This window comes from Epilithonimonas sp. JDS, assembly GCF_021261315.1.
Classification (GTDB): Bacteria; Bacteroidota; Bacteroidia; order Flavobacteriales; family Weeksellaceae; genus Epilithonimonas.
Genome location: NZ_JAJSAX010000013.1, coordinates 1 through 9053 on the forward strand (window position 1 = coordinate 1; position 9053 = coordinate 9053).

Consider the following 9053-nt stretch of genomic DNA (forward strand, 5'->3'; position numbering starts at 1 on the left):
TGCCGGATCATATTCCACAATTATCAATACAGACGGTAAATGGATCAATGACGGAAAACTGCACAATGCTTTTGCTACATTCCCCGTATTCTTCAGAACTGCTACAGGCATCATTTCCACCTCCGAAGACCTAAGCAAATGGCTTATCGCATTGCAAAACGGAAAGCTCTTACACAATAAAAACAGTGTCCAGGAGCTTTTCACTTCCGCAAAACTTAGTGACGGACACATCGATGGATTCAACAAATTGACCAATGGATATGCGCTGGGCTGGCCAACTGTTGAGAGGGAAGAACATCCTGCAGCAGCACCTGTTGGTGGAATGCGTTCGGCATTATTCGTATATCCAAAAGATGATCTTTCAATTGTGGTCTTGACCAATCTTCAAGGTTCCAATCCTGAATGGTTCATTGACGAAATTGCCGGATACTATTACCCGGATATGAAAGTTAAAAATGGTTTTGGATTGAGTAAAGATCTCAAAGTACTACGTCAGAAACTTATTGAGAATAAATTTCAGAACGCTTTCAGTATGTATAAGAAAATTACAAAAAACAACAAAGATTTTAAACTTTCAGAAGATGAATTAAATTCCTGGGGCTATCAACTTTTGGAACAAAATAAAAAAAATGACGCATTACAGGTCTTTCATTTGAATACTTTGTTATTTCCAAGCAGTGCGAATGTTTATGATAGTTATGCAGAAACTTTAGAAGCCATGGGAAATCGCAAAGAAGCCATCATCAATTATAAAAAATCACTCGAACTCAATCCTAACAACACCAATGCAAGCGCTTATTTAAAGGATAAAAAATAATCGAATAGCTTTAATATGTAATGTATGGTACAGAAATACCATATCTAAGCGTTGTGTGAAATTGGAAAAAATTACAGTTTTAAAATTTTCTTAGTATGAGAGAACCAAAAGGTTTCAAATGATTTTGAAACCTTTTGGATGAACTCTCTATATAAGTTATCAACTTTACCTATTAGTTTAGGTCAAAGTATCTCAGCTAATAGAGCCTTAACCAATAGCTGATTTTTATAGACTCTACTTGACCTCCTTAAATTTACCGGGATTGACAAAAACAGAATTACCGTGTCTGGCGTGGGTTGTCAAATTATTTGTGTTAAAGTCCATAACATTGCAATATCCAAATCCACTTTCTTCAACCCAGGAAACAAAAAGAATATCTTCGCTTATCTGGGTAGCAATATACTTGTCAGTTTCTTCTGCTGTTCCAGGAAATTCGCCTTTTACCAATTTCCACTGAACAGTTGAGTCAGATTTAAATTTTATGTGGTAGACATACTTTTCAGCGTAATTAAACTCGTACGTCTTTCCAATCAGTCCTTTTACATCTGTTCTTACTTTTTTTTCATTTAAGATCTTATTATCCGATTTAGATCGTTTGTTTTCAGAACAAGAAGTCAAGAAAATCGAGAATGCCAATAGCATTAATACATTTTTTTTCATCGTTTCAATATTTGTTGTTTTTTATGTAAAGCTTGGATACAAGGTTCCGAATATCATATAGGAGGAATCTCAGGACAATAGTTCAATCAATAACCATTGTTTATTCCTTCACAGATGACAAATTAGATTCTTTCAGCCTTGTATTTGAAAATGATTTTAAGTTTAATTCCTTAAAATATGATTTTCAAATATACAATATTCCTAACAGTTTGGTAATATTACTATTATATTTTTACTTTTATTTTATAACTTTTATATCAAAATTCTATTTTAGAGGATTCTGATCATAATAAAAATTGTTATTTCGTTTTACATTGAGTATTTACTTTTTAAAATTCAGATGAATCTTCACAAGTTCAGCAATGCTCTGAACGTGTAGCTTCTTAAAGATCCTTTTTTTATAGGTGCTTACGGTACCGGGTTGTATGTCCAGCGCATTAGTAATCTCAAGATTACCCAGTCCCTGAGCGAATAGTTCAAAGATTTCAAATTCTCTGTCGGAAAGGAATTTTTCAGGATTTACCATTTCGGGCATATTGATCACGTCAACCATCAATTCTGTGGGTAAAAAATAGCCGTCTTTATAAATAGCTTTTACAGCCTCTACTATCTGCTGGCTGTTTGAGTGTTTGTGAAGATAGCCGTCGGCTCCTTCACGTATAAACTGGTTTACTATTCCTCCTGTATGCGCAGAGAAAATGATGATTTTGATATTCTTGAATTTTCTCTTGATTTCTTTCACCACAGATTTTTCTACCCCTGGCATATTGATATCGAGAAATATTAGTTCAAATTCTCCAGCTTCCATTAGATCAGCAGCCTCATAAAAACTTTCAGCAAAGCTGATCTGAATTGTATTGTCATATGCATGGAGTGCCATTGCCGTACCTGATCTTACGACAAAATGATCATCGGCAATCAATATATTTTTAAACATGTCTTTTGAATTTCATTATTATTATGGTTCCGGAAGGTTCATTTTGCAGAAAATCTATACTAGACTTGGTCTTCTTTAATAGCCGTAAAATTAACTGTATTCCCAAACCAGTATTGTTGAACTGCATAGATGCTTCATTTTTATCTTTGTATAAGGTATTGAAATATGAAAGCTGGTCAGGAGCCATACCAACTCCCGTATCAGATATTATAACCTGAATATAATCTTGATCCTCTTTTGATTCAAATGTTATTCTTCCGGAAGAGGTATGCTTTAATGCATTGTCCAAAACATTCTGAATAATGATAGACAAAGCATTTTTATTAATATGAATTTGCGTTTCCGGGGGAATATTATTTATCAATTCGGTATCATTGTATTTTGCTACTTCACGGAACAGACTTATTTTTAGTTCAACTATTTCCCGTAGAAATGTCGCTTCTTCACCAAATGTATTTTCGTTGAAAACATTTCTGTATTCTCTCAAGCTTAGAGTCATTTTGTAAAGCTCCTCGGTTGACTGGTGCAAACTGTCAAAGTACTTTCTTTGTAGATCTTGGTCTCCGGTTGTTGCCATCATATGTGAAAGGTTAGAGAGATGCCTTATTGGGGTTGAAATATCATGGGTAATAGCCTGAAAGAACTGTTCAGCATATTGAGATTCGTTTTTCAGTTTTTCTTGAGATAGGAATAAATCCTTCTGAACAGCAGCTATTTTCTGTTTTTTTCGATTGACTTTTCTGATCAGCCTTTTCGTTCGCCACCATATCAGGATGATAACAAGAATTATAAGCATTCCCGTACATAATGCAATAAACCACTTGGTTTCGTAGAACATAGGAATCACATAAACAGGGATACTTTTATAATAATAAGTTCCACTGCCACTGGTAAGTATTCTTATTTGTAATATGGATTCGCCAGAAGTTTTCTTACTAAATATATAACGCCTACCGACAACCCTTGTCCAAGACTTTTTGCTGTTTTTTACTCTGGCTTCTATCTGGAGATTATCATTGTCCGAAAAATAGGGCAGATCTATAAAGAATTCTGCTTTCACAAAGTCATGATCCAGAACGACTCGATGACGAAAACTTGTGATTGCATCGTTCACCTTGATACGGTTAATAAAGATCTCTTCTTTTTTCGGATAGTAGCTGGGAATTAAATCAGGTCTGAAAAAGACAAGCCCATCCATTGATGGTAAAACAAAGTTCCCATCCAAAAGTGAAATGGCACCGGGAATCCCTCTTCCATTGAACTCATTTGTAGTAAGTCCGTTCATTGTAGAGTACCTGTAATAATGTACCGCTGTATTTCTGTTTCTGACATACCTCAGCAATGCTTTTGCGGAGGTCCTGTACAATCCATTATTTGTAGGAATCCAAAAATTGCCTAGTGTGTCTTCCATCAAGTGATGAGAAGATGCGATATTACCATCTTCGTCCAAAGGCAGCTTGACGAGTTTTTGATCCTCTAATAAAAACAGCCCGTCTGTAAATGAAATTATCCATAGCCTCCCGTCTTTTGTCCTGCACATATTTTTCACACCTATCCGAAAGGATCCGAACGGCCTTATTTTGTATGTGTTGATATCCATTACAAATAGCCCCTCCTGATTGCCAATCAGAAAATGATTTTTTGAATGATAAGAAATGCAGCTTACCGCACTTTTGAATTTAAAAATATGCGCAGTGCCTGCGAAAGTGCTGTCATCGTACAACATCAGTAGATAATCGTCATTCCGTCTCTGGGTGATGAAATACTTTGACTGGCACTTCAAAATATTTTCGATCTTGAAATCTTTTCTGATAATTCTCCTTTTCCGATAATCGGATGCAAATTCATATTTGTGCAATTCTTTTCCCGCAAAACAGATGATATTTCTATGCTCGTCGTAAAGCAAAGTGTTCTTATAATTGTCCTCATCAAATGCATATTTCTTTACAAGACTTTTATTGTTGTAGATATAGCCATCTGGTACAACCACTTCACTATCTGTCACAGGAAGAGAGGTATAAAAGACATCGTCTTTATAAGGCATATTTTTTTTGACAACTGAAAAATCATAGGGACGTACGATATTCAGTCCCTTTGTGAGGCTTCCCAGGTACAATGTATTGTAACTTTCATCATAGTACATACTGTAGAATTGGAAATTCCCAAATCCGTTGTAAGTCATCAGTTTTTTTAAGGACAATTTTCCGCCCGTGTAACGGCTGATGAAAATTTCGTCCTTATTAATCACAAATACCTGATGGTTGATTTCTTCATAGTAGATGATGGACTCTCTGTCAGAATAAACGCTATTTTTTTCTTCCGAAACAATCCCCTTTTTTATCTTGATGATTCTTTTCTTACCGGCATCAGGGACAAACAAAGTTTCACCATGCACAAAAACATTTTTGATATCACGCGTACTGAATCTCACAGGGAGTCTTAAGACTTTATCAGAACCGTCCGACTTGTAGAGGATCAGATTATGGCTCAGGAAGTAGCTCCCTGTGTCCATCTTTACGGCATATCGCTCTTCCGGTGTAGGCTCAGTAATATTTCTTTTGGTATATCTCCTGTATACTTCTCCAAGAAAGTGTGTATCCTCACGCATATCCGATTTTGCAGTGACAACTCGTGGCGTCCTTTGGCTTATCACTACCCCGTCCTTTTCCTCATCATTTAAAATATAGAAATGATCATTTGCGACACTCCCCAAAAATGTTTTAAAATGAAGATTCTTGACGCGTAGGGTGGAAAAAGTCTCAAAACTGTTCCCGTCATATTTCAAAATGCCGTTCTCCGTCGACATCCAGAGAAAGCCGTACTTGTCCTTTACAATATCCTTGATGCTGTTTTGCGGGAGTCCGTTGTCTGTCGTGTACCACCGGGAGGAAAATTTCTGGCTTTGATAAGATACGGATATGAAAAGCATCATACATAGTATTCTTGTCAGCATAGGAGGCGGTTTATAGGCAGGAAATGCCAAGATTTCCGGCTGGTATCGTTAATAAATTTGTTTTCCATTTGTAATGCCAAATATACTTTTTTTGGAAATACAAAAATTCGGATGTCTTATAAATTAGACACATTTATAGATATTATTCTACAAATAATGACTTTATGATAAATGTATCTCAATCGTAGTATGTTATAGATATAATATATAAAAAAAGAAAACCAGCAACAATCACGATCTACGCGGATAATGGTTTTCGCTTCCGGTTACTTTTTACGCATTGAAAATCTTTTGTCTAAATATTTAGACATTCTTGTCTCACAACCCATACTTTGAATATTGGATTTCCATTTAGGCATCATTCTATATTTGCCCTGAGGAAAAGATGCCGGATCCGCTGGCGTTTCTTTCTCAATCATATAAAATAAATTGATGCATGAATCTCTCAAAAACTAACAGTATCGCGACAGCTCGTCTTTGGCCCAAAAGGTTACTGACTCTCTGCATCTGTTGTTTTTGGGGGGCATGCTTCTCGCAGACTTTATCGGATACTTCCAACAGCATGTTTATTTCCGAAGGCACCATTGTAACAGAAGGATCAGAAATATATGTTGCTAAAACAAGCGCATCGAATAAGGATAAGAAAATTACAAAACTGTCCCTAAAAAAACCAGCCCATTTGCTGGCTGACAAAAAAGAAAAAGCAAAACAAAATAAAAAGAGGACAGATGTCACTAACGAAATAAAAACCAATCTGATTTACCGCTACCCTGCTCACAACCATTTTTTTTATGCAGGATCCTTTGCAAAATCTTGTGTCGTAATACAGGGTAATGACAGGCCAAAGATGCCGGCACCACCCGAAAACTTCTATACACTCTCAGATATTAAGGCTGAGAACAATATCAAAACACAATTCTTTATATATGGTATGTCTCCTGGTCAAAAGGGGATCTTTACTAAAAGGTACTGCCGCCCGCCGCCAAAATCATTTTCATAACCGGCAATTTTTTTAAATTCAACTGGCGGGTCGGTTAGTATCTCATCAGAACCGATCTTTTTTTACAAAGCACAAAGACAGTTACACAACAAAAAGCACAAATTTAAACACAATCATTATGAAAAGACAGATATTTTCGATATTAGCCATCGCAACCTCGTCATTTATTTTTGCACAGGTCGGCATCAACAATACAGCACCGCAAGCCACTATGGATATTTCGGCAAAGACAGCCACAGGAAATTCCGTAACTACAAGTGAGGGGCTTCTGGTACCTAGGGTAGACCGCGCGAGGGTCAACAGCATGGCATCCCCTGCCACCTCCACAATAATCTACCTTAGCGACATCTCTACGGGTACTACTGCAGGAACGGCCAATGCCAACCTGGATGCCGTAGGATTCTATTACTACAACGGAACTGCCTGGGTCAAAATGGGTGCCGCGGGCTCTGCTGTTACTGCCAATAATGGACTTACGCAGACTGCAGGCAACATCCAGCTGGGCGGCGCACTCACCCAACCTACCACCATCAGTGGGATCACTGCTGCCAACACGCTTAATATCAGCGGTGGCCCACTAAGGCTTCTGAACGGTGGTGTCAGCAATGCCACTACAGGTAACGAGCAGTTGCTCTTGGGATTTCAGAATACACAGACCTATAAACATGCCATCAAGACCCGCCATAACGACCTTGGTCCCCGTGGTAATGCTTTTGATTTCTATACTTGGAAGTCCGGCACGGATGCCCTAACAGATATTGGTAGCCGATTAGTGATGACGCTTGATGGAAATGGCTTTGTGGGCATTGGAAACATATTACCAGCAGCTACGCTCGATATAACTGCCACTGCACCTAATGGCACCTCTACCGGCGTAGATGGTATCCTTGTACCAAGGGTGACAAGGGAAAGAGCCAGAAGTATGGCCTCTGTACCTGTCTCCACTTTGGTATATATCAACGAGGTGGCTACAGGCACACAGACCGGCAGCACCCAGTTTGTAGATGCTGTCGGATTCTATTATAATGATGGAACCAACTGGGTAAAGCTGGGGGCATCCACCACCACTACACCACTTAACGTTACCGCAGAGCTGGATGCCAACTACACCGCCCTGGCTACGGATGATATTATTCTTTACAACACGACCACAGACCGTGTTCTTACATTGCCTACATCTGGGATTGTAGTTGGTAAAAAATACTACGTATCCAATATTGGCTTCAATGGTGTAACCTTCTCGCCACCCCCAAGGAACGGCAGTTACGGTATTATTGGTGCCGGCACATCTGCAACGATTATTTATATAGGTTCTGGTAGATGGGATGTCTTCACAGGATATTAATAGGAGTTTGTTACAAACGTAAAACTAACCATGCAGTGTTGGAGTTATAGTGGTATCGGACATTAATACGGTACCATCTCCAACGCTATTTCACACTTATCGCCTGTGCAAGCGGGCATACATTATAAGTATTTTATTAAATCTTAATCTCAACTTCCAATGAAAAAAAATATACTTAGTATTGCAGCCCTGGTGGCAGTTACGACTTTGAGTGCACAGGTGCGTATTGTGAACAATACCACCAATCTCTCCGTAAACAACAGCCCGGCATTTATAGACGCATCTTCCAACCCTACGGTTAACAATTCTACCAATGTAGGAAAGGGCCTTATATTCCCTCGTGTTGATCTTACAGCGATGACGGCTTTCCCAAGCGTCACTGCAGGGATTCCCAACTCCTTCCCTACCCGTTTTGACGGGATGATTGTCTACAACACCGCAACATCAGGTACTGCAGGTGTAGGTGCTACCATCGGGACATTGACCGCGGGGTACTGGTATTATGAAAACAAATCTGCTACTAATGCCGGTGGAACGTGGAAACCGTTGAGTATGGCAGGCGCGGGCGTGGCTAATACTGCCAGTAATGGATTAACACTCGCTTCCAATGATGTGAAGCTGGGTGGGAATCTTGTACAGACTACTACAATTACCAATAATGGTAATGCCCTTAATATTGCAGGCTCTGCAAGAAGCACAACATTTGCAACCAATGGTTATATAGGTGTAGGCATTTCTAATCCTACATCGCTCCTTCAGGTAGAAGGATCCTTCGCCCCAGGATATTATACCGTAAATGCCAATACTGTACTAGATGATACGTTTCATACGGTTAATGCTGTGCAATCCACCAGTACTATCACTCTGACGCTACCACCTATAACCGGTATCTCTGGAAGAGAATATGTCATCCACAACAAAAATTTTGGTGCTACCAATATAGTTGTAAGTGGTGGTGGCACCATTGAGGGGCAGACTACATTAGTTTTGAACCAGCCAGGTCAAACCGCACAATTGGTTGCGGGATATGCAGAGTGGCAGCTAATAAGCAATTCATTTTCTTCTTCTACAATTCCGAGTGGATCGAATATTTACAACAGTGATGGATCTCTAACAGGAAACAGAATTGTTGGAATGGGCTCAAATAATCTATCTTTTTCTGGTTCTGGAAATATAGGCATAGGTACAACAACTACATCAGAAAAACTAACAGTATCAGGCGGTATTAATGCAACAGGTAATATAACAGGAGGGGGAATAATATCAACAGGAGGAGGTAACTTCTCTGGTGGAGTGTCCATGACTAATTTAACAGCAACTGGAGCCGCTACTGTTAATTCT

The 9053-nt window shown here is 38.8% G+C and carries 7 protein-coding genes; 4 read left to right on the forward strand and 3 right to left on the reverse strand.

Annotated features, from left to right (window positions below; all coding sequences use genetic code 11):
• On the forward strand, positions 1 to 817 hold an 817-nt coding region (locus LUD75_RS18985), incomplete at its 5' end, for a serine hydrolase (protein WP_232707384.1).
• A 234-nt stretch (positions 818 to 1051) separates the two neighbouring features.
• Here LUD75_RS18985 and LUD75_RS18990 read toward each other — a convergent pair.
• The 3 genes from LUD75_RS18990 to LUD75_RS19000 all read right to left on the reverse strand — a co-directional run bounded on the left by LUD75_RS18990 (position 1052) and on the right by LUD75_RS19000 (position 5367).
• The gene (locus LUD75_RS18990; RefSeq protein WP_232707385.1) at positions 1052 to 1477 is read right to left on the reverse strand and encodes a phenolic acid decarboxylase; all 426 of its coding nucleotides are present in this window, start codon (positions 1475 to 1477) and stop codon (positions 1052 to 1054) included.
• Positions 1478 to 1799: 322 nt separating this feature from the next.
• Positions 1800 to 2414 carry a response regulator transcription factor gene (locus LUD75_RS18995; RefSeq protein WP_232707386.1) on the reverse strand — a complete coding sequence of 205 codons (615 nt, stop codon included), beginning with the start codon at positions 2412 to 2414 and terminating at the stop codon, positions 1800 to 1802.
• Positions 2407 to 5367 carry a HAMP domain-containing sensor histidine kinase gene (locus tag LUD75_RS19000; protein WP_232707387.1) on the reverse strand — a complete coding sequence of 987 codons (2961 nt, stop codon included), beginning with the start codon at positions 5365 to 5367 and terminating at the stop codon, positions 2407 to 2409. Before LUD75_RS19000 ends, LUD75_RS18995 begins: the two co-directional genes overlap by 8 nt.
• 562 nt (positions 5368 to 5929) lie before the next feature.
• On the opposite strand from LUD75_RS19000, the gene LUD75_RS19005 reads away from it, so the two are divergent.
• The 3 genes from LUD75_RS19005 to LUD75_RS19015 all read left to right on the forward strand — a co-directional run.
• Complete coding sequence (locus LUD75_RS19005; protein WP_232707388.1) at positions 5930 to 6367, forward strand: hypothetical protein; 438 nt, start codon at positions 5930 to 5932, stop codon at positions 6365 to 6367.
• 118 nt (positions 6368 to 6485) lie between these two features.
• Complete coding sequence (locus tag LUD75_RS19010; protein ID WP_232707389.1) at positions 6486 to 7712, forward strand: hypothetical protein; 1227 nt, start codon at positions 6486 to 6488, stop codon at positions 7710 to 7712.
• Between the two features lie 159 nt (positions 7713 to 7871).
• The coding region (locus LUD75_RS19015; RefSeq protein WP_232707390.1) for a hypothetical protein at positions 7872 to 9053 on the forward strand (1182 nt) is incomplete at its 3' end.

Coding starts and splice junctions, on each gene's coding strand:
- LUD75_RS18995 (WP_232707386.1), bottom strand. CDS start 2,414: ATGTTTAAAAATATATTGATTGCCGATGATCATTTTGTCGTAAGATCA.
- LUD75_RS19005 (WP_232707388.1), top strand. CDS start 5,930: ATGTTTATTTCCGAAGGCACCATTGTAACAGAAGGATCAGAAATATAT.
- LUD75_RS19010 (WP_232707389.1), top strand. CDS start 6,486: ATGAAAAGACAGATATTTTCGATATTAGCCATCGCAACCTCGTCATTT.
- LUD75_RS19000 (WP_232707387.1), bottom strand. CDS start 5,367: ATGCTGACAAGAATACTATGTATGATGCTTTTCATATCCGTATCTTAT.
- LUD75_RS18990 (WP_232707385.1), bottom strand. CDS start 1,477: ATGAAAAAAAATGTATTAATGCTATTGGCATTCTCGATTTTCTTGACT.